This is a genomic window from Aeromonas simiae (genome assembly GCF_014892695.1).
Classification (GTDB): Bacteria; Pseudomonadota; Gammaproteobacteria; order Enterobacterales; family Aeromonadaceae; genus Aeromonas; species Aeromonas simiae.
This window is the reverse complement of the sequence record NZ_CP040449.1, coordinates 413,081-435,782: the sequence shown is the minus strand read 5'-3', so window position 1 is coordinate 435,782 and position 22,702 is coordinate 413,081. Positions and strand designations below refer to the sequence as shown.

Annotated in this window: 19 protein-coding genes and 2 pseudogenes; 8 read left to right on the top strand and 13 right to left on the bottom strand. The window is 62.8% G+C overall.

Annotated features, from left to right (window positions below; all coding sequences use genetic code 11):
• Nucleotides 1–60: 60 nt before the first annotated feature.
• On the top strand, nt 61–1,302 hold the full coding sequence (locus tag FE240_RS02065) for a DEAD/DEAH box helicase (RefSeq protein WP_193003187.1): 1,242 nt from the start codon (nt 61–63) through the stop codon (nt 1,300–1,302).
• A 441-nt stretch (nt 1,303–1,743) separates the two neighbouring features.
• On the opposite strand, the gene FE240_RS02060 is transcribed toward FE240_RS02065, so the two are convergent.
• From FE240_RS02060 to FE240_RS02045, 4 genes and pseudogenes are all read right to left on the bottom strand, one after another.
• On the bottom strand, nt 1,744–2,691 hold the full coding sequence (locus FE240_RS02060) for a transposase (RefSeq protein WP_193003186.1): 948 nt from the start codon (nt 2,689–2,691) through the stop codon (nt 1,744–1,746).
• Between the two features lie 41 nt (nt 2,692–2,732).
• Nucleotides 2,733–2,951 carry a hypothetical protein gene (locus FE240_RS02055; protein ID WP_404800044.1) on the bottom strand — a complete coding sequence of 73 codons (219 nt, stop codon included), beginning with the start codon at nt 2,949–2,951 and terminating at the stop codon, nt 2,733–2,735.
• A 79-nt stretch (nt 2,952–3,030) separates the two neighbouring features.
• A pseudogene (locus tag FE240_RS02050) lies at nt 3,031–3,393 on the bottom strand (alpha-amylase family glycosyl hydrolase); the annotation flags it as partial.
• A gap of 259 nt (nt 3,394–3,652) precedes the next feature.
• Nucleotides 3,653–3,928, bottom strand: a pseudogene (locus FE240_RS02045) (alpha-amylase family glycosyl hydrolase); the annotation flags it as partial.
• 365 nt (nt 3,929–4,293) lie between these two features.
• Between FE240_RS02045 and FE240_RS02035 the strand changes: the two are divergent.
• Nucleotides 4,294–4,755, top strand: coding sequence for a CesT family type III secretion system chaperone (locus FE240_RS02035; RefSeq protein WP_193003185.1), 462 nt, complete (start codon nt 4,294–4,296; stop codon nt 4,753–4,755).
• 98 nt (nt 4,756–4,853) lie between these two features.
• Here the strand turns inward: FE240_RS02035 and FE240_RS02030 are convergent, their stop codons facing one another.
• Nucleotides 4,854–6,557 (bottom strand): amidase, encoded by a 1,704-nt coding sequence (locus tag FE240_RS02030; protein WP_193003184.1) that lies wholly within the window; start codon nt 6,555–6,557, stop codon nt 4,854–4,856.
• Between the two features lie 280 nt (nt 6,558–6,837).
• Complete coding sequence (gene aguA, locus FE240_RS02025) at nt 6,838–7,950, bottom strand: agmatine deiminase (RefSeq protein ID WP_193003183.1); 1,113 nt, start codon at nt 7,948–7,950, stop codon at nt 6,838–6,840.
• 217 nt (nt 7,951–8,167) lie between these two features.
• On the opposite strand from aguA, the gene FE240_RS02020 reads away from it, so the two are divergent.
• Complete coding sequence (locus FE240_RS02020; protein ID WP_193003182.1) at nt 8,168–9,097, top strand: LysR family transcriptional regulator; 930 nt, start codon at nt 8,168–8,170, stop codon at nt 9,095–9,097.
• Here FE240_RS02020 and FE240_RS02015 read toward each other — a convergent pair.
• Nucleotides 9,094–9,663: a TetR/AcrR family transcriptional regulator gene (locus tag FE240_RS02015; protein ID WP_193003181.1), complete on the bottom strand. Its 570-nt coding sequence runs from the start codon at nt 9,661–9,663 to the stop codon at nt 9,094–9,096. The genes FE240_RS02020 and FE240_RS02015 overlap by 4 nt on opposite strands.
• Before the next feature lie 147 nt (nt 9,664–9,810).
• Between FE240_RS02015 and FE240_RS02010 the strand changes: the two genes are divergently transcribed.
• Nucleotides 9,811–10,851 carry an alkene reductase gene (locus FE240_RS02010; RefSeq protein WP_193003180.1) on the top strand — a complete coding sequence of 347 codons (1,041 nt, stop codon included), beginning with the start codon at nt 9,811–9,813 and terminating at the stop codon, nt 10,849–10,851.
• Between the two features lie 120 nt (nt 10,852–10,971).
• On the top strand, nt 10,972–11,889 hold the full coding sequence (locus tag FE240_RS02005) for a bifunctional helix-turn-helix transcriptional regulator/GNAT family N-acetyltransferase (protein WP_193003179.1): 918 nt from the start codon (nt 10,972–10,974) through the stop codon (nt 11,887–11,889).
• Between the two features lie 3 nt (nt 11,890–11,892).
• Here the strand turns inward: FE240_RS02005 and FE240_RS02000 are convergent, their stop codons facing one another.
• The 5 genes from FE240_RS02000 to FE240_RS01980 all read right to left on the bottom strand — a co-directional run bounded on the left by FE240_RS02000 (nt 11,893) and on the right by FE240_RS01980 (nt 19,241).
• Nucleotides 11,893–12,351, bottom strand: a complete 459-nt coding sequence (locus FE240_RS02000) for a carboxymuconolactone decarboxylase family protein (RefSeq protein WP_193003178.1) — start codon at nt 12,349–12,351, stop codon at nt 11,893–11,895.
• Between the two features lie 112 nt (nt 12,352–12,463).
• The gene (gene prfC, locus FE240_RS01995; RefSeq protein WP_226798945.1) at nt 12,464–14,050 is read right to left on the bottom strand and encodes a peptide chain release factor 3; all 1,587 of its coding nucleotides are present in this window, start codon (nt 14,048–14,050) and stop codon (nt 12,464–12,466) included.
• A gap of 200 nt (nt 14,051–14,250) precedes the next feature.
• Nucleotides 14,251–16,101, bottom strand: coding sequence for a diguanylate cyclase (locus FE240_RS01990; RefSeq protein WP_193003177.1), 1,851 nt, complete (start codon nt 16,099–16,101; stop codon nt 14,251–14,253).
• Between the two features lie 93 nt (nt 16,102–16,194).
• On the bottom strand, nt 16,195–17,646 hold the full coding sequence (gene viaA, locus FE240_RS01985) for an ATPase RavA stimulator ViaA (RefSeq protein ID WP_193003176.1): 1,452 nt from the start codon (nt 17,644–17,646) through the stop codon (nt 16,195–16,197).
• Nucleotides 17,647–17,651: 5 nt separating this feature from the next.
• A complete protein-coding gene (locus FE240_RS01980; RefSeq protein WP_193003175.1) occupies nt 17,652–19,241 on the bottom strand; it encodes an ATPase RavA domain-containing protein in 1,590 nt (529 codons plus the stop codon).
• Between the two features lie 109 nt (nt 19,242–19,350).
• On the opposite strand from FE240_RS01980, the gene FE240_RS01975 reads away from it, so the two are divergent.
• Together FE240_RS01975 and rimI are read left to right on the top strand one after the other, a co-directional pair.
• Nucleotides 19,351–19,725, top strand: a complete 375-nt coding sequence (locus tag FE240_RS01975; RefSeq protein WP_193003174.1) for a hypothetical protein — start codon at nt 19,351–19,353, stop codon at nt 19,723–19,725.
• Entirely contained in the window at nt 19,718–20,167 is a 450-nt protein-coding gene (rimI, locus tag FE240_RS01970; protein ID WP_193003173.1) for a ribosomal protein S18-alanine N-acetyltransferase, read from the top strand. Before FE240_RS01975 ends, rimI begins: the two co-directional genes overlap by 8 nt.
• 3 nt (nt 20,168–20,170) lie before the next feature.
• Here the strand turns inward: rimI and FE240_RS01965 are convergent, their stop codons facing one another.
• On the bottom strand, nt 20,171–20,683 hold the full coding sequence (locus tag FE240_RS01965) for a hypothetical protein (RefSeq protein WP_193003172.1): 513 nt from the start codon (nt 20,681–20,683) through the stop codon (nt 20,171–20,173).
• 221 nt (nt 20,684–20,904) lie between these two features.
• On the opposite strand from FE240_RS01965, the gene FE240_RS01960 reads away from it, so the two are divergent.
• On the top strand, nt 20,905–22,695 hold the full coding sequence (locus tag FE240_RS01960; protein ID WP_193003171.1) for an AMP-dependent synthetase/ligase: 1,791 nt from the start codon (nt 20,905–20,907) through the stop codon (nt 22,693–22,695).
• Nucleotides 22,696–22,702: the final 7 nt, after the last annotated feature.

Below are 22,702 nucleotides of genomic sequence, written 5' to 3'. Positions count from 1 at the left end.
CCGTTATCTTGCGTTGGCGGCCCCGCCCTGCGGGGCCGCCAACGCCTTGCAGGAACCCCTATGCCGACCACCTTTGCCGACCTTGCCCTCTCCCCCCGCCTGCAACAGACCCTCAGCGGGCTCGGTTATGAGGCGCCGACCCCGATCCAGGAGCGCGCCATCCCCCTTATTCTGGCCGGCCGCGATCTGCTGGCGGGCGCCCAAACCGGCACCGGCAAGACCGCCGCCTTCGTGCTGCCACTGATTGAACTGCTGCAAAAAATGCCTGCCGGCGCCCCTCGCCCGGTGCGCGCCTTGGTGCTGGTGCCGACCCGCGAGCTGGCGGTGCAGGTGCAGGCCAGCGTCGAGCGCTATGCCAAGGGCGGCGATCTCACCAGTACCCTGGTCTACGGCGGGGTCAGCATCGCAGCCCAGGTGGAGGCGCTGCAAAACGGGGTGGATATCCTGATCGCCACGCCGGGGCGATTGCTCGATCACCTGCGCCACGGGGCGGTGAGCCTCAGTGCCGTGGCCCACCTAGTGTTTGATGAAGCCGACCGGATGCTCGACATGGGCTTTATGGACGAGATCACCGCGCTGCTGACCTTCCTGCCACAGGATCGCCAGACCCTGCTCTTCTCGGCCACTTGCGATGACAACCTGTTCGCCTTGAGCAAGGTATTGCTGCGCGAGCCTGAGCTTATCGAAGTGGCAACCCGCAACACCACGGCGGCCGAGGTGGAGCAGCGGGTCTATGCGGTGGACGTTGAGCGCAAAGTAGAGCTGGTGCAGCATCTTATCCAGGTGAAGGGGTGGGCGCCGGCGCTCATCTTTAGCCGCACCCGCCAGGGGGCCGACCAGCTAGCCCAGCGCCTTGGCAAGGCGGGCATCAATGCGCTGGCCCTGCACGGGGATTTGTCCCAGAGCGCGCGCGAAAACGTGCTGGTTGAGTTTCGCGCCGGCACCTTGCAGGCGCTGGTGGCCACCGACGTGGCGGCGCGCGGGCTCGATATCAGCGATCTCAACTACGTGATCAATATGGAGTTTCCACATCAGCCAGAGGACTACGTGCACCGCATCGGCCGCACCGGCCGCGCCGGCAACCAGGGACTCGCCATCACCCTGTTCAGCCTGGAAGATGCGGCGCTGCTGGAGAAGGTCGAGGCGCTGCTCGACACCCGCTTGCCCCAGCAGTGGTACCCAGGCTTTGAGCCCGATCTCACCCGCGATGTTCCCACCCCGCGCCGGGGTAGCAAGGGGGCCCAGAAGCAGCGCGCCAGAAAGCAGGCATTGGGTCACAAGACAGGAAAGAGCCGGCGTTAAGCCGCTCTTGCCCCCTTTCGGCGACGTCCCTTTTGCGAACGTTCAAATACGCGGTCAACGTTGGCAAATTGCGGGCTTGTTTGGGACACCCACCTTTCTACCTGGGCTTGTTTGGGACACCCACCTTTCTACCTCTCGCTGGGCTTGTTTGGGAGGGGCTTGTTTGGGACACCCACCTTTCTACCTCTCGCTGTGGCTTGTTTGGGACACCCATCTTTCTGGCTTGTTTGGGAAGCTTATTTGGGACACCCACCTTTCTACCTATCGCTGTAGTGAAGACCGAGCTAATCGGCTGGTGGTGTGGTTTCAGCAGGATACAGCCAGAATCGTCACCATTTCAGGGCTAGATATGGAAGGTGCCGAAAGAAGAGCCTGATAACGGCCAGCCAATGACGCTGGTGTCATGGGACATACCAAGTTGCAGGTGAGTTTGGAGTGAAATCAGTGAATGGGCTGATGACATCGCCGCTGCCCACAGTGGTGGGCATAGCGCTCTCGAGCTTCACCGTGGCCGATAGCCCGGATGCCGCTTCGTTTGAACAATGTCACCTGCTTGAACCAGCCGTCGCCGTCGAGTTGCAGCCGTTGTAGGATGGGAGAAAGCGCTTCGGGAATATGGCCCCGCTTATCATCGCGAATGGCGCGGCCAGTCCAGTCAACCAGAGTCAGATAATCGATAAAGGTGTAGGGAAGTGACTTGGGTTCACCTCTCTGAGCAAACGGGAGCAACAAGGGTGGCAATTCAGTGGTTTGAGCACGCCCAAGGCGCTGGCTAATGCTGGTGTAGTCGCTCTCCTCCGGTGTCTCAGCCAATTTTGCTCGCACCGGGTTGAGCTCCACATAGGTCATGCAGGCGAGCAAAGCAGACTCCGTCAGCAAGGCTTGGCTCTTGAAACGCCCCTCCCAGAAGTGGCCCTTGCAGCCATCTTCCTGATTAGCCTGACGAGCCAGCCCCTCGTTGAGCAGGCGTACAAACCAGCTGATGGAGTAGAGCCGCTCCCGCCACTGCGCTATCAGCTCTTGCACCACAGCGAGCTCTGGCTCAATTAGGGTATCCCCCTGATACCAGCGGCGCACCAGCAACGGCCATTGAAACAACCCGGCCCAGCGCTCGGCCACCTCCCGCTCACTCCAGCCCTGCGCCTGCTCTGGGTCAACTTTCAGCACCAGATGGTAGTGGTTACTCATCACTGCGTAGGCGCAAATACCGATGGCAAAGAGCCGTGACAACTGGCCCAGCCTGTCGACCACCCACTGGCGGCGATGCTCGTAACTCTGGCCCGAGTGGGCATCTTCACCACATAGGAATGCCCGCCGCACACAGCGACTCACCACATGGTAATAAGGCGTATCCTGCAAGCTGATTTGACGTGAACGGGCGATGGTCATAGCAAACTCCCTCTTCGCTGTCGCTTAAGCCAAGCAGACCGCTACACCCCTGTCAAAATGATGGGTGTCCCAGTATCACTGATGGCAAAGAGCCGCGACAACTGGCCCAGCCTGTCAACCACCCACTGGCGGCGATGCTCGTAGCTCTGGCCCGAGTGGGCATCTTCACCACATAGGAATGCCCGCCGCACACAGCGACTCACCACATGGTAATAAGGCGTATCCTGCAAGCTGATTTGACGTGAACGGGCGATGGTCATGACGAGTTCCCTCTGCGCTGTCGCTTAAGCCAAGCAGACCGCTACACCCCTGTCAAAATGGTGGGTGTCCCAGAATTCCAACAGCCAGCTCTGGCTCAATCAAGGCATCCCCCTGATACCAGCGGCGCACCAGCAACGGCCATTGAAACAACCCGGCCCAGCGCTCGGCCACCTCCCGCTCGCTCCATCCTTGTGCCTGCTCAGCATCCACTTTCAGCACCAGATGGTAGTGGTTACTCATCACCGCGTAAGCGCAGATGCCGATGGCAAAGAGCCGTGACAACTGGCCCAGCCTGTCAACCACCCACTGGCGGCGATGCTCGTAGCTCTGGCCCGAGTGGACATCTTCACCACATAGGAATGCCCGCCGCACACAGCGACTCACCACATGGTAATAAGGCGTATCCTGCAAGCTGATTTGACGTGAACGGGCGATGGTCATAGCGAGCTCCCTCTGCGCTGTCGCTTAAGCCAAGCAGACCGCTACCCCCCTGTCAAAATGATGGGTGTCCCAGAATTCCCTTCTTAAGCCAAGCAGACCGCTACACCTCTGTCAAAATGGTGGGTGTCCCAGTATCAGGTGCTACACCCCTGTCAAAATGGTGGGTGTCCCAGAATTCTGCAAACTCCCTCTGCGCTGTCGCTTAAGCCAAGCAGACCACTACACCCCTGTCAAAATGGTGGGTGTCCCAGTATCATACGGCCACCTCCCGCTCGCTCCATCCTTGTGCCTGCTCAGCATCCACTTTCAGCACCAGATGGTAGTGGTTACTCATCACCGCGTAGGCGCAGATACCGATGGCAAAGAGCCGTGACAACTGGCCCAGCCTGTCAACCACCCACTGGCGGCGATGCTCGTAGCTCTGGCCCGAGTGGGCATCTTCACCACATAGGAATGCCCGCCGCACACAGCGACTCACCACATGGTAATAAGGCGTATCCTGCAAGCTGATTTGACGTGAACGGGCAATGGTCATAGCAAACTCCCTCTTCGCTGTCGCTTAAGCCAAGCAGACCGCTACCCCCCTGTCAAAATAGTGGGTGTCCCAGTATCACTTCGAACACCCGCGCCAACGAAACCTCACCGCTGGTCGAAGAGCACACTGGCTCATCGGACGGGGAGAACGTCGCCGCCAAGATGAAGAAAAGCGTGCGCTTTAACGACAATCCGGTGAGCAATGTCCGGATGTTCGAGCAGGAAGAGGGCCGAGCACTCAATATCAAGGTGTAACCCTTGCCATGAATATGGATGACGACCCAGCCCGCTCGGTGGCGGGCCGTCTCTTTGTGATCTTGCCCTGCCCCTTCGAAGACGACCGGGCAACCGGACTGGAGTGTTGTGTTGGATATCTATCAGAAAATCGTGGCCGAGCTGTCGGTCGAGCCGCTGGCCTTCGATGAAAACGGCGTCTGCACGTTCGAGATCCAGCGAGCAGCAGAGGAAGCGAGCGCCCCCTTTGTGGTCAATATCGTGGCTCAGCCCGACGAGATGGCGCTGGTGCTCTCGGTGACCACGGCGAGCGATCTTCCCGAGCGCCTGTCTCGCGAATTGTTCCTGCGTTTTGGCGAGCATGCCCTCGCCCCCTTGCGCCATGGCTACTGGGTCGGCATCTATCCCGGCACCGAGCGGGTATCGTTTTTCTCCCAGATCGCGTTGGGGAACTATCGTCCGCAGCAGATCAGGGAGAGCCTCGCCGATCTGCTGGAGAAGGCCCACGAGTGGGAGGCCAGCTTGTCCCAGGATGAGCAAACCCCGCATGTGACAAAAAGCGAAATGGGCGTGGGCCAGAACATCCGGGTATGATGGCCAAAGCGAGAAAATGGACGAAAAAAAAGAGGGCGGCATGATGCCTCCCTCTCTCTTTGTCCCTGACCTAACAACAATCAGGCCAGCTGTGGCGATCAAGCCAACGGCGGCGTCCTTGGCGGCACCCTGCGCTTGCTGCCGGTGGACTCGAAGGCCGAGGCGACGCGCAGCAGGTTGTTGTCGTCATAGGCGCGGCCGGCGAAGGTCAGGCCCACCGGCATACCGATATCGGCCATGATGCCCATGGGGACGGTGACGGTCGGCACGCCGAGGTGGCGAATGGCGAGGTTGCCGTTGGCAACCCAGATGCCGTTGCTCCAGGCGATATCGGCGGAGGCCGGATTCACATCCGCGTCAGCCGGGGCGACGTCGGCGACGGTGGGGAACAGCACGGCGTCGAGCTTGAGCCCGTCCATCCAATCTTCCAAGTCCAGCTTGCGGGTCTGCTCCAGAGCGCGCAGGCCGTCCGGCACCGAGGCAATCTCGTCCCAGGATTTCAGGCCGCGCTTGGCCATGTTGACGTACTCGTCCATGCCCGCCGCCAGATCCCCCTCGCGGTTTGGCAAGGTGCCCGGATCGTGGGGGAAGATCTTCGGGCCATCCACATCGGCCAGCTTATTGAGCTTGGGATCGCCGTTGGCGCGCAGGAAGTCGTCGAACGCCCAGCCGGAGAGCTCCCACAGCTCGTCGTTGAGAAACTCCGGGCTCACGATGCCGCGATTGAACACGGTCGGCGCGCCCGGTCTGTCCCCTTCGCAGTTAGAAACGAGCGGGAAGTCCACCTCGATGACTTCGGCGCCCGCGGCTTCCAGCGCCTTGCGCGCTTCTTCCCAGAGGGCAATCACGGCCTCGCGGGTATGGATGCGCTGACCGGTCGGGCCGCCGATACCGGGGTTTTCGCTGGTGCCGGCCAGTTCATCCTTGTTGATAAACATGCGCGGCACGCCGAGGCGCTTGCCCTTGAGGGCGTCGGGCTTGGCAGCCAGATCCAGATAGGAAGCCGGACGCACTTCAGAGGCCTTGGGCAGCTGCACCCAGGGCTGCATGCGCCACAGATCGCCACGGGTTTCGCTGTCGTCAGCCACCACCACGTCGAGCACTTCCAGCAGATCATTCATGGTGCGGGCATAGGGCACGACGACGTCCATGGTCGGAGTCAGCGGCCAGTTGCCACGCACCGAGATGACGCCACGGGAGGGGGTGTAGGCACACAGGCCGTTGTTGGAGGCAGGGCCTCGGCCGCTCGACCAGGTCTCTTCGGCCAGACCGAAGGCGGCGAAGCTCGCGGCGGTGGCAGTACCGGCGCCGTTGGAGGAGCCGGAGGCAAACGGCGCGGTCAGGTAGTCGGCGTTGTAGGGGCTCTCAGCACGGCCATAAACGCCGCGCTGCATGCCGCCATTGGCCATGGGGGGCATATTGGTTTTGCCAAGGCAGATGGCACCGGCGGCGCGCAGGCGCTCGACGGTAAAGGCATCGCGCTGGGCCACCAGATCTTTAAACGCCGGGCTGCCGGAGGCGGCGGTCAGCCCCTTGACCAGATAGCTGTCTTTGGCGGTGTAGGGGATGCCGTCGAGCGGCCCCAGAGTTTCGCCACGGGCGCGGCGCGCATCAGACGCTTGCGCCTCTTTCAGGGCATCGGGGTTGCGCACCACCACGGCGTTGAGGCGGGTTTGTGTCTCGGGGCCATCATAGGCCTCGATACGGGCCAGATAGGCCTGAACCAGTTCGACCGCAGTAGTGCGGCCTGATTCGAGCGCACCGCGCAGCTCGGCAATGGAAACCTCGGTCACTTCGATCATGGGGATCTCCTGTAAAAGGGTGACGGTTTGTCATGATGATCGCCGCATCGGCGCCTGCGACCATCACGTCATCAAGGGATAAAACCCCACTGAGTGGGGTTTTGAATACCAACCTCAGCTGGCTGAGAACCGGTTTACGACCCGTCGCAAGCGGCCGTCAACAAGGTGAAGAGCAGCGCAGAAACCGGTGCGTATAAACATACGTGAGCCCACGGTTTCACATAAGTGAGCAGCACATGAGCCTTGATCACGGCCTCGCAGCAGGATCGTCATCCGGTTCTTATTTGCCGGAGGGGATCTGTTGTGTAATGCAGTGAATATTGCCGCCCCCCAGCAGGATCTCGCGGGCCGGCACGCCGACCACAGTGTACTCGGGGAAGATCTCTTCCAAAATGCGCTGGGCTTCGCCGTCGGTGGCGGCATCGAGCAGCGGGTAGACGATGCTGCCGTTGGTGATAAGGAAGTTCACATAAGAGCCGGCCAGACGACCTTGCGCCTCGCGCGGCACACCGGTGCCGCTCTCGACGCCGGCAGACTCCTCTTCAGTGCAGAACAGCGGGCCCGGCTGGGGCAGCTTCCACACTTTGAGCTTGCGACCCTTGGCATCGACCGCAGCCTCGAGCACCTTGAGGGCAGCCACGGAGCGGGCGTACTGGGGATCGCTCTGATCGTCAGTCCAGTGCAGGGCCACTTCACCCGGACGCACGAAGCAGCACATGTTGTCGATGTGGCCGTCGGTCTCGTCCATGTAGACCCCTTCGTCCAGCCAAATAAAGCTCTTCACCCCCAGATAGTCGCGTAAGTAAGCTTCGATCTGCTCCTTGGTCAGGTGCGGGTTGCGGTTTTCGTTGAGCAGGCACTCGGCGGTGGTCAGGCAGGTGCCCTCGCCATCGACGTGGATGGAGCCCCCTTCCAGAATGAGCGGCGCGTCGTAGCGAGCCATGCCGTGCTGGGCCAGCATCTGGGCAGCAACCTCTTCATCCTGATTCCACGGGTAGTAAAGACCGCCCTTGTGGCCACCCCAAGCGTTAAAGCCCCAATCCACCCCACGGCACTCGCCGGCAGCGTTGGTAACGATGGTCGGGCCGGTATCGCGGGCCCAGCAGTCATCGCTGTTCATTTCAACCAGGGTGACATGAGCGGGCATGATGGCGCGGGCCTGCGCCATAAACTGGGCCGGTACCCCCATAAAGACCGGGGTGGCTTGCCCGATGGCATCGGCGACCTTGGCGAAGGTCTCTTGCGCGAAGCGACCGGCGACACGCCAGTTGTCCGGGCGAAACGGCCAGATCATCCAGACAGCTTGCTGATGCGCCCACTCGGCGGGCATGGCGAAGCCGTCGGCGGCCGGAGTTGACTCAATGAGAGCGGAGTTGATGGTCTTGATGCTCATCGCAATATCCTTGCGGGCGGCATGATGGCCTACGAGGCGATCATGCGGCCGGTAATAGGGAAACGGGCAGGGCTTGGCCCACCGGCTTACCATCGACGACGCAACCGTCACTCGATGGGGCTATCTGAAAACGGGAACCGGCACAGTGTAAGAAGTTGCGCCTTCATCCATCAAATGAATACGATAGATTGCCCCATCAATAAGACAAATAACAGCGATGAAACTACACCAGCTCGACCTCAATCTGCTGCTCGCCCTCGACGCCCTGATGACACAGGGCAGCGTCACCCGCGCCGCCGAATCCCTCTATATCAGCCAGCCGGCCATGAGCCATGCGCTCGGGCGGCTGCGCAGCGCCTTTGGCGACCCCCTGCTGGTGCGCACTCCGCAGGGGATGGTGCCGACGCCGCGCGCCCAGCATCTGCACAGCGGCGTGCGTCAGGCGCTGCGCCTGCTTGAGCAGCAGCTCAGCGACGAGGAGCAGTTCGACCCGGCCAGCTCGCAGCGGCGCTTCGTGCTCTGCACCACCGACTACGTGGAGTGCGTGCTGGTGCCGCCGCTCATCGCCAGGCTCAAGGATCTGGCGCCGGGGGTGAGCATCGAGATCCGCATCCTGCGCGACAGGCTGCCGGAGGCAGAGCTGGCGAGCGGCGAGATCGATCTGGTGCTGGGGTTTGACGAGTACATGCAGGTGCCGGGGTATCTGGGCAAAGAGACCTGGCTCACCGAGCCGCTGGCCGGGCTGGTGCGCCAAGGGCTGGCGGTGGACGAGGTCATTGGGCGAGAGCAACTCATCGGCATGTCTCACGTGTTTCACTCGCCGCTTGGCACCTCGGAGGCCAGCCTGGATCGCTGGCTGGAGGGACAGGGGCTGTCACGGCGCATCTCGGTCAACAGTCAGAGTTACATGTCGGCAGCGGCCATCGTCTGCCAGACCGACCACCTGCTGGTGTTGCCGAGCAAGGTGGCCGATCTCTTGGCCAGCCACTGGCCGCTGCGCCGCCTCACCCTGCCGGAGGATGTGCCTGGGTATCACCTCAACTGCGTCTGGCACCCGGCCCAAGGGCAGCACCCGGCCTTGTGCTGGCTGCGTGCGCTGATGAAGGGGCTGGTCGCCCCAGAGAGAGAGGAAGGAGCCCGCGCCTAACGGGTGGCGGTTAGGCCGACCAGCAACTGCTCGACCACCGCTAGGGAGAGCGCCGGATCGCGCCGGCATTGGGAGAAGGCGACCAGCCCCTGCACCCCCACCAGCAGATAGGCGGTGAGGGTCTCCACATTGGCATCGGCCGGGATCGCCCCCTGCTCGACGGCAGCCCGCAGTGCCTGACGAAAATCATCTTCCAGCGAGCGGTGAATGAGGGCGAGCCGCTGGTGCAGCTCCTCGTCCTGATCCAGCTCCATCGCGGCCCGGGTCACCAGACAGGTGCAGCGAGTCATCTCCTCCACCAGATTGAGCAGATAGGCGCGAATACCGGCCAGCGGCGGCAGGTCGGCCATCAGGGCGGCGCGGCTTTCACTCTTGCGGGCGACATAGTGATCGACCGCCGCCAGCAACAGGCCGCGCTTGTTGCCAAAGGCGGCGTAGAGGCTGCCGGGATGCAGGCCGGTGGCAGCCACCAGCTCCTGCATGGTGGTCTTGGCATAACCCTTGTCACGAAACGCCTCCATGGCACGGGTCAGGACATGATCGCGGTCGAATACGGCGCTGCGCATGGGGCCTCCGGGGATTGAAGTGTGGCGCCAGTTTATCGCAAACGGGGGGAAGCGGCCAAATCGACTTGAACGTCCATTCAAAAAAGAATTGCATCCCGGACGAAAAACGTCTTGAATGCTCATTCAAGATAGTCCCGGAGATCCCCCATGAACACATCGCTGCTGCAACCTTTCGCCCTCAACGACACCCTGACCCTGGCCAACCGCTTCGTCATGGCCCCCCTCACCCGCTGCATGGCCGGCCCCGGTCTGGTGCCGACCGAGCAGATGGCCGCCTACTACGGCCGCCGCGCCGACGTGGGGCTGATCGTCTCCGAGGCGGTGATCATCCGCCCGGACGGCCAGGGTTACCCCAACACGCCCGGTCTCTATAGCCCCGAGCAGATCCAGGGCTGGCGCAAGGTGACCGACGCGGTACACGCCGGTGGTGGCAAGATCTTCGCCCAGCTATGGCACGTGGGTCGTCTCTCCCACCCCTTCTTCCACCATGCTGAGGTGCTCGCCCCCTCCGCCGTCGCCTTCGAAGGAACGGTGCCGCGGATGCGCGAGCTGAGCTACCAAACCCCGCGCGCCTTGACCAGCGCCGAGATCGCCCAGCTGGTGCGTGACTACGCCCAGGCGGCCGCCAACGCCATCGACGCCGGCTTTGACGGGGTCGAGATCCACGGGGCCAACGGCTACCTCATCGACCAGTTCCTGCACCACGATACCAACCTGCGCACCGATGAGTACGGCGGCAGCCCGACCAACATGGCCCGCTTCGCCCTTGAGGTAGTCGATGCCATCGCGGCACGCATCGGTGGCGAGCGCACCGGCCTGCGCCTCTCGCCCGGCGCCTATGTGCACCTCAATGGGGATGCGCGCGATCGCGCCGTGTTCGACCACCTAGTGGGTGAACTCGACCGCCGCACCCTGGCCTACCTGCACGTGGGCATCTTCGATGACACCCTCAGCTTCGATTATCTGGGGGGCCGCGCCAGCGATTACCTCCGTGCCCACTACCACGGCACCCTGATCGGCGTCGGCCAGCTGAGCGCCGAGAGCGCCGCCGAGGCCATCCATGCTGGCCGCTTCGATCTGGCCGCCATCGGCCGCCCGCTGATCGCCAACCCGGACTATATCCGCCGGGTGCGTGACGGCGCCGAGCTGGTGCCCTACAGCGAAGCCATGCTGGCCGAGCTGATCTAACTCCCTCTTTCTGTTAGCCAGAGTTGGCGGGCCAGGATGGCCCGCCTTTTTTATGGGACTTGCACCGACACGCCGGCCCTGACATATTGTTGCGAACAGCAACCAAAATGGACACCCGAGATGGATACTCGTCCCCTGCGCGCCCTGTCGCGCGAACTGGTGCGCGAGCTGGGCATGCTCTCTCAGCAGTGCGGCAGCCTCACCCTGACCCCGGTCGAAGCCCACTTGCTCATCGAGCTGGAGGCCGAGCCCGCCACCAACCAGCAGCTAGCCGACAAGCTGCGTATCGATAAGTCCAATACCAGCCGCCCCTTGGCGCGCCTGGCCGAACGCGGCCTCATCGAATGGCAGGCACACCCTTCGGACGGGCGCAGCAAGCAGGCGGTGCTGACCGAGAGCGGTCGGCGTGAGCTGGAAGCCCTGCACGGCGAGATGGACGAGCAGATGAACCTGGCGCTGGCCCAGCTCAGCCCAGAGGAGCGCGAGCTATTGTGGCGCGGCGCCACCCTCTATCGCAGCGCCCTCTCACGGGCCCGGCGCCAACAAGGCTACTGGCTGCGCCCCATCGAGCCGACCGACAACGGCGCCATCGCGGCGGTGATCCGCGCCGTCTCGGCTGAGTACGGCCTCACCGCCGATAAGGGCTACGGCGTCTCAGACCCCAACCTGGATCGGCTGTATGAGACCTATCAGCAGCCGAAGAGCCGCTACTGGGTCATTGAAGGGCCAGGCGGCGAGATCCTCGGCGGTGGAGGTTTGGCGCCGCTGGCGGGGGGAGATGGCAGTGTCTGCGAGCTGCAAAAGATGTATTTCAGCCCGGCGCTACGCGGGCTGGGGCTGGGGCGAAGGCTGGTGCTGCACGCCCTCGATACGGCGCGCGATCTCGGTTTTGCACGCTGTTACCTCGAGACCACGGCGGTGCTGCGCGAGGCGACCGCGCTCTATGAGTCGCTCGGCTTTGAGCACCTGCCGGGGCCCCTTGGCTGCACCGGCCACGGGGATTGCGAGATCTGCATGGTCAAGACATTGATGCCGTGACGCTTATCCCTTGGCTGCCGGCGGCACGAAGCCAAAGCCGATACCGAGGCGGTTCCAGGCGTTGATGGTGGCGATCGCGGTCGACAGGGCCGCTATGGTGCGGGCATCAAAGTGATGCTCCAACTCGCCATAGAGGGCTGCCGGGGAGTCACCTTGGGGCAGGCGGGTGAGCCACTCGGCCCAAGCCAGGGCGGCGCGCTCGGCGTCGCTGAACACGGTGGCGTCGCGCCAAGCTGGCAGTAAATCGAGCTTGCCCTGCGCCACCCCAAGACGGCGTGACTGGTTGATGTGAAATTGCAGGCAGAAACTGCACCCATTGAGCTGGGAGGCCCGCAGTTGCACCAGCTCGGCCAGTTCGGGGTCGAGACCGGCCTGCTTGAGGGCCACCCCCACCGATGCCAGTGCGTCGTGGGCGGCTGGCTGAAGGTGGCGAAAATCAGGGTAATCGATACGGGCTGTCATGGTGGCCTCCGGGGCGATGGAAAGCCTCCACCCTAGCAAGCCTGTCCTGTTGGTCAATAGTCCCAAATGGGCAGCTAAAAAAGAACCCCGCCGGATGGCGGGGTTCTTTGTATCAGTGCTCGCGGGTCTGACGGAACTGGACGTCCGGGTGACGCTCCTGAGCCAGGCGCAGGTTGACCATGGTCGGCGCGATATAGGTGAGGTTGTCACCGCCATCCAGCGCCAGGTTCGGCTCGTTCTTGCGTTTGAACTCCTCGAACTTCTTGGCGTCGCTGCCTTCCACCCAGCGGGCGGTGGCGACGTTGACCGCCTCGTAGATGGCCTCGACGTTGTACTCGCTCTTAAGGCGCGAGACCACCACGTCGAACTGCAACACACCGACCGCGCCAACGATGAGATCGTTGTTCATCAGCGGACGGAACACCTGCACGGCGCCCTCTTCGGAGAGCTGCACCAGCCCCTTGAGCAGCTGCTTTTGCTTGAGCGGGTCACGCAGGCGGATGCGGCGGAACAGCTCGGGGGCGAAGTTCGGGATGCCGGTGAATTTCAGATCCTCACCTTGGGTGAAGGTGTCGCCGATCTGAATGGTGCCGTGGTTGTGCAGGCCTATGATGTCGCCGGCGCAGGCTTCGACCGCCTGCTCCCGATCGCCAGCCATGAAGGTCACGGCGTCAGAGATGTTGACGTCTTTACCCAAGCGCACGTGGCGCATCTTCATGCCCTTGGAGTAGGTGCCGGAGACGATACGCATAAAGGCGATACGGTCGCGGTGTTTCGGATCCATGTTTGCCTGGATCTTGAACACGAAGCCGGAGAACTTCTCCTCGGTCGCCTCGACCACCCGGGTCTCGGCCTTGCGCGGCATGGGAGTCGGCGCCCACTCGGTCAAGCCGTCGAGCATATGGTTAACGCCGAAGTTGCCGAGCGCGGTCCCGAAGAAGACCGGGGTCAGTTCACCGGCACGAAACGCCTCGTGATCAAACTCGTGAGAGGCCCCCTGCACCAGCTCCAGCTCATCGCGTAGCTGGGCGGCAAGATCCTCGCCGACTGCGGCATCCAGCTCGGGGTTATCGAGCCCCTTGACGATGCGCAGCTCCTGAATGGTGTGACCCTGACCGCTCTGGTAGAGGTAGACCTCATCCTTGTAGAGGTGATAGACCCCCTTGAACTGCTTGCCGCAGCCGATGGGCCAGGTGATGGGGGCGCACATGATGTTGAGTTCGCTCTCCACCTCGTCGAGCAGCTCCATTGGATCGCGGATCTCGCGGTCGAGCTTGTTCATGAAGGTGAGGATCGGGGTGTCGCGCAGACGGGTGACTTCCATCAGCTTGCGGGTACGGTCTTCAACGCCCTTGGCAGCGTCGATCACCATCAGGCAGCAGTCGACCGCGGTCAGGGTGCGATAGGTATCTTCCGAGAAGTCCTCGTGGCCCGGGGTATCGAGCAGGTTGACCAAGCAGTCGCCATAGGGGAACTGCATCACAGAGGTGGTGATGGAGATACCGCGCTGCTTTTCCATCTCCATCCAGTCGGACTTGGCATGCTGGCCCGAGCCACGGCCCTTAACGGTACCGGCGCGCTGGATGGCCTGTCCGAACAGCAGCACCTTCTCGGTGATGGTGGTCTTACCGGCGTCGGGGTGCGAGATGATCGCGAAAGTGCGTCTCTTAGAGACTTCACTCAGAAATTCAGATGACATGATTCTATGTTCTTCAGTTGGGCGGCCCACTGGCCGCGACCTGGAATCGAGATGGACGCACGACCTGCGCTCCGGCGCAGCGTGACAAGAGACCATGGCAAGCATGGAGGGAGTCGTGGCGTCTTACATCGGATCTCGATTCCGGTTGGCGGATAAATCGCGGCGCATTATACCTGCGCGGGTGAAAAATACCCAGTCCGTCAATCGGCCCGCTCCACCCGGTTACGCCCGTTCTCCTTGGCGCGGTAGAGCGCGGCGTCGGCACGCTGGATCAGGGCATTGAGATCCCCGTCCTCCTCCTTGAGCTGCGCCACCCCGATGCTGATGGTGACCGGCGCCGGCATGTTGGGAAAGACCCGCGCCGCCACGAACTGGCAAATGCGCCGCGCCACCCGATCGGCCTCCGTCAGGTTGGTGTGCGGCAAGAGCACCAGAAACTCCTCACCCCCGGTGCGCCCCAGGGCGTCATCATGACGCAGCAGGCAGCGCACACACTTGACCACCCACTGCAACACCCGATCCCCCTGGTGGTGACCAAAGGAGTCGTTGATGCGCTTGAAGCGGTCGATGTCGAACAACAGCACCGAGAAGGGCTGCTGCTGGCGGCGGGCCTTGGACAGCATACCGGCGCCACGCGCCATGATACGACGGCGATTCTTGATGCCGGTCAGTTCATCGGTAAACGCCAGCGCCCGCAACTGGCGCGAATGCGCCGCCAGCCAGGCCACGGCCAGCAGGGCCAGCACCAGACCGAGGGCATACACCAGGTTACGCCAGAAGCGCACCTCCACCAGCCGCTCCAGCTTCTGCTGTTGCAAGGCGTGGGCCGCCTTGAGTCGATCGTGCTTGGCCTGCTCGCGGGCCAGAGTGAACTCATTGCGCATCCAGATCTGCTGCTGCTCTAGCAACTGCTCGTCGATGCGATGCTCCAGCGCTAGGTAAAGTTGCAGTGCCGCATAGGCCTCCTCATAGCGCTGTAAGCTGGCCATGGCCTCGCTGCGCGCACGCTGTATCCACATCAGGAAACGCTGGTTCTCTTCATGGGCGAAGAAGAGCTCGGCCTGCTCTAGCAGCGGCAGCGCCTGCTGCGCCTGACCCAGCGCCGTCAGCATCTTGGCCTGAATCAACTCCCAGTAGGCATACAGGGAGGGATCGCTCTGGCGATTCATCCGGGGGGCACTCTCTTGCAAGAGAGCCTGCGCCAGCTCCGGTTGCCGTAAACCCAGCCGCGCCTCGGCCTCACCGATGCGGATGAGATCGATATCCTGGACGCTGTCCCCCTCCCCGAAGGCATGGCGAGCCGCGATGAAGCTGTCGATCGCCATCTGATAGCGCCCTGAATCCAAATGCAGCAGGGCATATTCGAGTTGCAGACGGGCTAGTTCGTCGTGGCGCTCCTGCTGTACCAGCCGGGCATGAATCCTGTTGAGGTGGGACAGCGCCTCGCTGTAATACTCCATGCGCCGGTAGGTGCGCGCCATCGCCAACTGTACGACTCGGGCATGACCTATGGCGCCAGTTTGGTGCAACAACCGGTAAGCCTGCTGCTGATCTTTAATGCCCTCACCGAGCCGCCCTATGTAGGAGAGCATGTCGCCGCGCTTGGCCAGTGCCAGCCCCTCTTCACGAATGGCATGCAGACGCTGCGCCTCGTGCAGGGCCGCATCGAAATCACGGCGGGCAGCCTCCACATCACCCAATAACTGGTAATAACCACCACGGCAAATAGTGAGATCGGCCACCGCGACCGCATCCTGCTCTTGGCGGGCCAGTTCAATCAGGCGATTGGCCTCGCGCACCGCCGCCTGCATCAACTCGATGCGGTCAGCACTCTGGTTATAACAGTCGAGACGGCGGATCCGGGCCTGGGCGGCGGGCGGGTAGTGGGACAGATCCGCCGACAATGCATGGGTGCGGCGGTGTAGCGAGCCAAACAGGGGCGGGCCTTGCTCCAGGGAGGTCAGTTCCTGCTCAAGTTGTTCGGGAGGGAGCGGTGCAGCAGCCCCCATCAGACTGACCCCGCATAATAACCAGACTGCTCGTTTCACCATGATTCCTCGGTACTACTTACTGCCGATGGCAGAGTATAGGGTGAAAGCCTACCCCAATAAGCCCCCTTCCCACCATCTTGCATAAAAACAGAGTTAATGTAGCCAGCGCCGCAGCAGACGGCCGCGCAGGCCGCAATCGAGCAGCCAACTGCGATCAAATACCCGCAGCAGAGCCCGCTTGGCGTGGCGTGAGAGTGCAACCGCGTGAAAACGGGTCTGCAACCGACGCTGTGCATCCATTCTGGCCAGCAGGGCATGGGGCAGGTTTTGGGCGATGAAATCGGAGATGATCAACACATCGGCGCGACGAAATTCGGGCACATCGAGCTGAGTCAACGCCCGTTCAAGGCAAGGAACCAGATCGGTGCCGCCATGAAAGCTCATGGAGAGGAAGCGCTCCGCCTGCTCCAAGCCGGTCTCAGCGGTGATTTCAAGGGTCGCCACCTCAGTGGAAAAGAGCATCAGGTAACAGGGGCGCCGCTCCTCCATCGCCAGTCCGAGCAAGGCCAGAAACAGCGCCTTGGCGCACTCCTCCGGATAGCCCCCCATGGAGCCCGAGGTGTCGATGCAGACGATAAAGGGGCCACGGCGCTGCTCCTGCTCCCCCCCCTGACGCGGCGTCTGCAACACCACGGCGTGGCGTGGCAGGGTGCCACGCGACTGGTAACTGAGCAGGCGCCGCTCCAGATAGCGGCGATAGAATTCGAATTCAAGATCCGCATCCCCTAGCATGGCGGCCTCACTAGGCAGCATGCGCAGCAGATCTCCCGCCGGATGCAGGCCGACCAGATCGTCCGGCACCTCGTCGCTCTGCACCGGTTGCAGCTCGCGCACCTCCTGCGGCGGCAACGGGCTCTGCTCACGCTCCTTGGCGTGCTGACTGCGCCCGAGCAGATTGGCTATCTCGCGCAGCAATGGCTCTTTTTCCAATAACCGGGCGTACTGCTTGACCAACTCTAGGCTGCGTCTGTGCCAGTGCCCCTGCGCCAGATCCCACAGGCCGCCGGCCGAGACCTGATGCGGATCGAGCGCATCGGCCAAAGTGCGGTTGGCCAGCAACTGATCCTCTATCTCGCAGCGCAGCTTCTCACGTTCCGCCTCGGCAATGGCCTGCTGCAACGTGAGCAGCTCCCCCACCAGACTGGCGCGCCAGCGCTCCAGCAGCAGGCGCCGGCGGCTGTCGGTGGGCTGCTCGAGCAGTTGCCGGATCAGGGCGTGCGCCTCACCGGCAAAGGCGCTGCCCCGCTCCAGCTCGAGTTGTAGCGCCGGCAGCCGGGTCACCAGCGTCCCCAGCGCCATGGCGCGGCACTCCTGATAGGCCAGGTATTCACGCTCCAGCGCCGGCGGCACCGGCTTATGGCGGATCTCGTCGCCCAACTGCTCGCCCCAGCGGGCGATGCGCTGGCGCAGGGCCGCCCCCTGCTTGGGCGAGCGGTTGATAAAGCGGGCTATCTTGGGCGCAGAGATAAGTGCCAGCGCCATCTCGCCGGCCACTTCGCTCTCGCTGAGCAGCAGGCCAAGATCCATGGCGCCGATCTCGAGCATGATCGCTACTCCGCCAGCCGAGCCAGCCGTACCGGCCAGCCATCGAGACGGGTGGCGAACAACTCCAGATCGCGCGCCAACACGAAGAAGCTGCTCTCAACTTTTTGCAGCCACTCATGGCCGACAAACAGGTGCTGCTGATGCAGCTCGAACAAGAGCCGCTGGCGGCGTAGGCTCTGTTGCAATACCTGGGTCTGACGCAGCAGCTCAGCGACCCGCTCCTGCCAAGGGGCGAGCACACTCAGTGCGACGGGCGCCTCCACCAACAGCAGTGGCACCGGGGCGCGCTGCCCGTCGAGCACCTGCAACTCGTGCTCGTCGTTGAGGGTAAGTTCAAAATGCCCCTCCTTGGGACTGCCCAGCCGCCAGCCCAGCGTGTGTTCCCCCACCGGGTGCCAGTGGGCCAAGGTGGCGCGCTCAAATACCAGGGTTTCGGTCAGCAGGGCCGGCTCCTCGGCCTCGAGCGCCGCCGGATGCAGCAGGTGCAGATGCACCTGCTTGCCAAAATAGCGGGCGCGGGAGAGATCGAGCGCCAGGCCACGACCACGACGGCCAAACCACTGCTTACGCTGCTGGGCGCGGCAGGCAAAACGGCGGGCCACCTCTTTTTCAAGCTGGCCGAGCTGCTCTTGCAACCCGTGCAGTTGGCGGGTCATGGCCAACTGGCCATAGCCATGCAGACGGGCCGACTCGTCGACGATATCGAGCAGCGCCTGGCGCGACTCACCGTCATGCCACAGGCACTCTTTGAACAGCAGCAGATCGAGGGGGGCCACTTCGGCTCGCCCGTTGAAAAAGGCACTCGCTTTAGCCAGCCGCACCGCCTTCTTCCAGCGCCGATCCGAGACATAGCAGCGCCCCTCAAGCTGGCTCTCGATGCGCTGACGCAACTGATAGATAAGATCGAAACAGCTATCGGGCAGCACCACCGCATCGATGGCCGACTGCCACGCGTCATACTCCTCGCTCGTGATGGCCAGCCCAGGCGCCAGTTTCACCTCGGCCTGTCCCTCGCTGGCCAGCAGGGCGCGGAAGTTGGACTTCTCCTGCACCCGATCCAGCCACAGCCGCAGCAGCATGCGGTCATAGAGCGCCTCAAGGCCGCTGTCCGGGGCCGGCAGCTCGTTGGAGGCAGTCACCAGCAGCCGCAGCGGGATGGAGTGCTGGGCATCGCCGTTGCGAAACTGCCGCTCATTGATGGCGGTGAGCAGGGTGTTGAGGATGGCCGGGCCCGCCTTCCAGATCTCGTCGAGGAACACCACCTCAGACTCGGGCAGATAGCCGCGGGTCAGACGCAGATACTTGCCCTCCTCTTTCAACGCCTGGATCGAGAGAGGGCCAAACACCTCCTCGGGGGTCGAGAAGCGGGTCATCAGGTATTCGAAATGGCGCGCCTCGTGAAACGCCTGCTTGAGGCGCCGGGCAATCAGGCTCTTGGCGATGCCAGGGGGGCCGAGCAGGAAGACGCTCTCGCCGCTGAGGGCCGCTAGCAGGCACAGGCGTAACACCTCCTGACGCTCGTAGAGTCCTTCGCCAAGGGCCGAGACTAGGCGGTTGATGCGTTCGGGGAGAGCGCCGTGGGAGTGTGGCCGCATAAGGATACCGTTTCAGAAAGTCGCGATGGCATGGTGCAGAAAAAGAGGTTCGAGTGTACTCTGCACCACGTATTTTTCACCAACCCAGATCAAGAGTGAGACTGCCACGATGCAAGATTCTGACCCCCTTGACCTGCGCCCCGCCATGCTGGCCCGCATGGGGATCCCAACCTGGCAGTCGCGACACTCGGCCGAGGTCACGCCGGCTCCCACCGAGGAGGCGCCAGCGCCTGCCGGCCGACTCTGGCTGCGGGCCGAACGGCTGCCCGCCCCTGCCTTTCTGGGGGATCTCTGCACCCTGCTCGGCCTCTCGACCGACGAGGTGAGCCTGCTGCCCCCCGGCCCCCTGCCGGCCGGGCAACCCGAGTGGCTGCTGCTGACCGAGCCCGATGCGGCCCATCCGGCGGCACTCGTCTGCCCGCTCAACCCCGACGCGGCCGCTAAGCGCGCCCTGTGGCATCAGTTACGGAGTCTTCATGCTTGAGTTTCTCCCCCTGACCGAGGCCGATTTTGCGCTCATCTATCCCATCGAGCAGGCCGCCCACCGCTGGCCATGGAGCAAAGCTAACCTGCTCTCCTGCTTCGGGCCGCGCTACCTCAACGGCCTGCTGCTGCAATCAGGACAGCCGGTCGGCTTCTACATCTCGGATCTGGTGGCAGGCGACAGCTCGCTGATGAACATCTGCGTCCACCCCGACTGGCAGGGCAAGGGGCTGGGACGCGCCCTGCTGCTGGATTATCTGGAGCGCAGCAAGGGGAAGGGGGCCGAGGCCTGGTTTCTCGAAGTGCGCGCCAGTAACCAGCCCGCCATCGCCCTCTATGAGAGCACCGGATTTGCCGAATACTGCCGGCGCGAGGACTATTACGGCACCGGCAACGATCGGGAAGACGCCATCTTGATGTCACGCCTGTTCGCCTTCAACTAAGCCTCACGGCCTCAGCAGCCGACGGGTGTTCTCCAGCGCCATGTCGAGGCTGGCCGGCGAAAGCGGCATGTGGTTTCCCTGCTGGAAGTCGTCGCGAGGCACCCAAATCTGGGAGGCCTCTATCACGACCTTGATGGGTAAAACCGGGCCGCTGGGTGCTAGCTGCAAGAAAATCTCGGGGTAGCGCTCCACCTTGGGTAACTGCGCCATCGCCCGTTGGCTCTCATTGCCGAGATCGGGATTGAGCCGCACCCGGATGAAGGGGGCCAGCGCGGTAGCCATCTCGGGATTGTCGAACAATTGTTCGTGCAGCAGCACACAGCGCCGGCAGTGACCGGGGTTGCGCTCCACCAGATAGAGCAGCGGACGCCCCTGACTGAGCGCTTGCTGCTGCGCCTGCGCCGCCCCGGCGGCGCCACTCAGCCAGATAGGCTCAGGTGCCTTCACTGGCGCAGCACGCTGCCACCAGAACCAGCCCCCCAGCAGAGCGGCCAGCAGCCCCGCCAGCAACAACACGATTTCCCTTCGTCTCCTTGCCACCATTCTCATGCTCCCAGCCTTGTCCGACACCATTTAATCACCGTTTGGTTGCCCACCCAATAGTACCTGAATCGGGCCTGTTTCATCAGCATGACAACATAGCGAACACTTGTAAGCTGGATGGGTAGTGTTTAAACTCTAGACCGCTATAAGCCTCACTTTGTGGCGTACAACTGTTTTATTGAGGAACACTTTTGATGCAGCAGCTTCACCTGATTCGACTGTTTCGCGAGCGGATTGCCCAGCTCGGCAACAAAGCCGCCCTGCGGGTTCAACAGGATGGGCAGTGGCGTGCCATCGGTTGGCGAACCCTTGGCCAGGCCATGGACTACTGCGCCCAGGCACTGATCCGTGCCGGCCATCAGGAGTGTGAGATGGTGGGGATCTATTCGCGCAACATGCCGGAATGGACCCAGGCCGACCTCGGCATCTTGGCCGCCCGCGGCGTCAGCGTGCCCATCTACCCCACCAGCACGCTAGAGCAGGCGCGCTACATAGTGCGCGATGCTGGCATCAAGACCCTGTTCGTCGGCGAACAGCCCCAGTTTGACCAAGCGCTGCAACTGCTTGAAAGCGGTGATATTCGCGCCATCGTGGCCCTCGACTCCGCCGTCGATCTGCGCGGCTGCGAGCAGGCCTGCCACTTCCAGACCTTCCTCATCAGCGGCAACCACCATCCGAGCGAGTTGGAGCTGCGTCGCCGCGAACAGCACTACGCCATGGATGATCTGTTCACCCTCATCTACACCTCGGGCACCACGGGTGAACCCAAGGGGGTGATGCTGGACTTCGCCAACCTCTCCGCCTGCTTGCAAATGCACGATGACCGCCTTGAGGTGGGAGAGGACGACGTCTCCATCTGCATGCTGCCGCTCAGCCATGTATTCGAGCGCGGCTGGAGCTTCTACGTGCTCTATCGCGGCGCCGAGAACGTCTATATCCGCGATCCACAGCAGGTGATGAACGTCATCGGCGAAGTGAAGCCGACCCTGATGTGCTCGGTGCCGCGCCTCTACGAGAAGGCCTATGCCCTGATCCAGGCCAAGGTGGCCGAGGCCCCGGCCCTGCGCCGCGCCCTGTTTGGCTGGGCAACCCGAGTCGGCACCCAGGTGGTCGAGCGCCGCCAGCAAGAGAAGCGCGTCTCTCCCCTGCTCTACGTCCAGCTGGCGCTGGCCGAGCGGTTGGTGTTTCGCAAGCTGCGTGCCCGCTTTGGCGGCCGTACCCGCTTCCTGCCGGTGGCCGGCGCCCGCCTGGCCGACGACGTGAACCTCTTCTTCCAGGCGATGGGGCTCAACCTCAAGTACGGCTACGGCATGACCGAGACCATGGCCACCGTTTGCTGCTACGAAGACAGCCGCTTCCAGCTCGGCTCTATCGGCACACCGCTCAGCGGTATCGAGGTCAAACTTGGCGAGAGCAAGGAGCTGCTGGTGCGCGCCCCGACCGTGATGCGCGGCTACTACAAGAAGCCAGACGCCACCGCCGAGGTCATGACCGAGGATGGCTTCCTGCGTACCGGTGATGCTGGCGACATCGACGCCAAGGGCAACATCTACTTCACCGAGCGTCTGAAAGAGCTGATGAAGACCTCCAACGGCAAATACGTGGCCCCTCAGGTCGTGGAAGGGGCGATCGGCAAGGATCGCTTCATCGAGCAGATCGCCATCATCGCCGATGCCCGTCACTTCGTGTCGGCCCTGATCGTGCCCTGCTACGAGTCGCTTGAGGAGTACGCCCGCTCCATCAACCTGCAATACCAGTGCAAGAGCGAGCTGCTGCGCCACTCCAAGGTGGTGGAGTTCTTCGAATCTCGCATCAACGAGCTGCAAAAGGAGCTGGCTAAGTTCGAGCAGGTCAAGAAGTTCACCCTGCTGCCGCGCGCCTTCTCGATGGAACTCGGCGAGATCACCCCAACCATGAAGCTGCGTCGCCGCATCATAGAGGCAACCTACAAGCAGGAGATAGAGCAGATGTACGGCATCTCCTGATACCGCT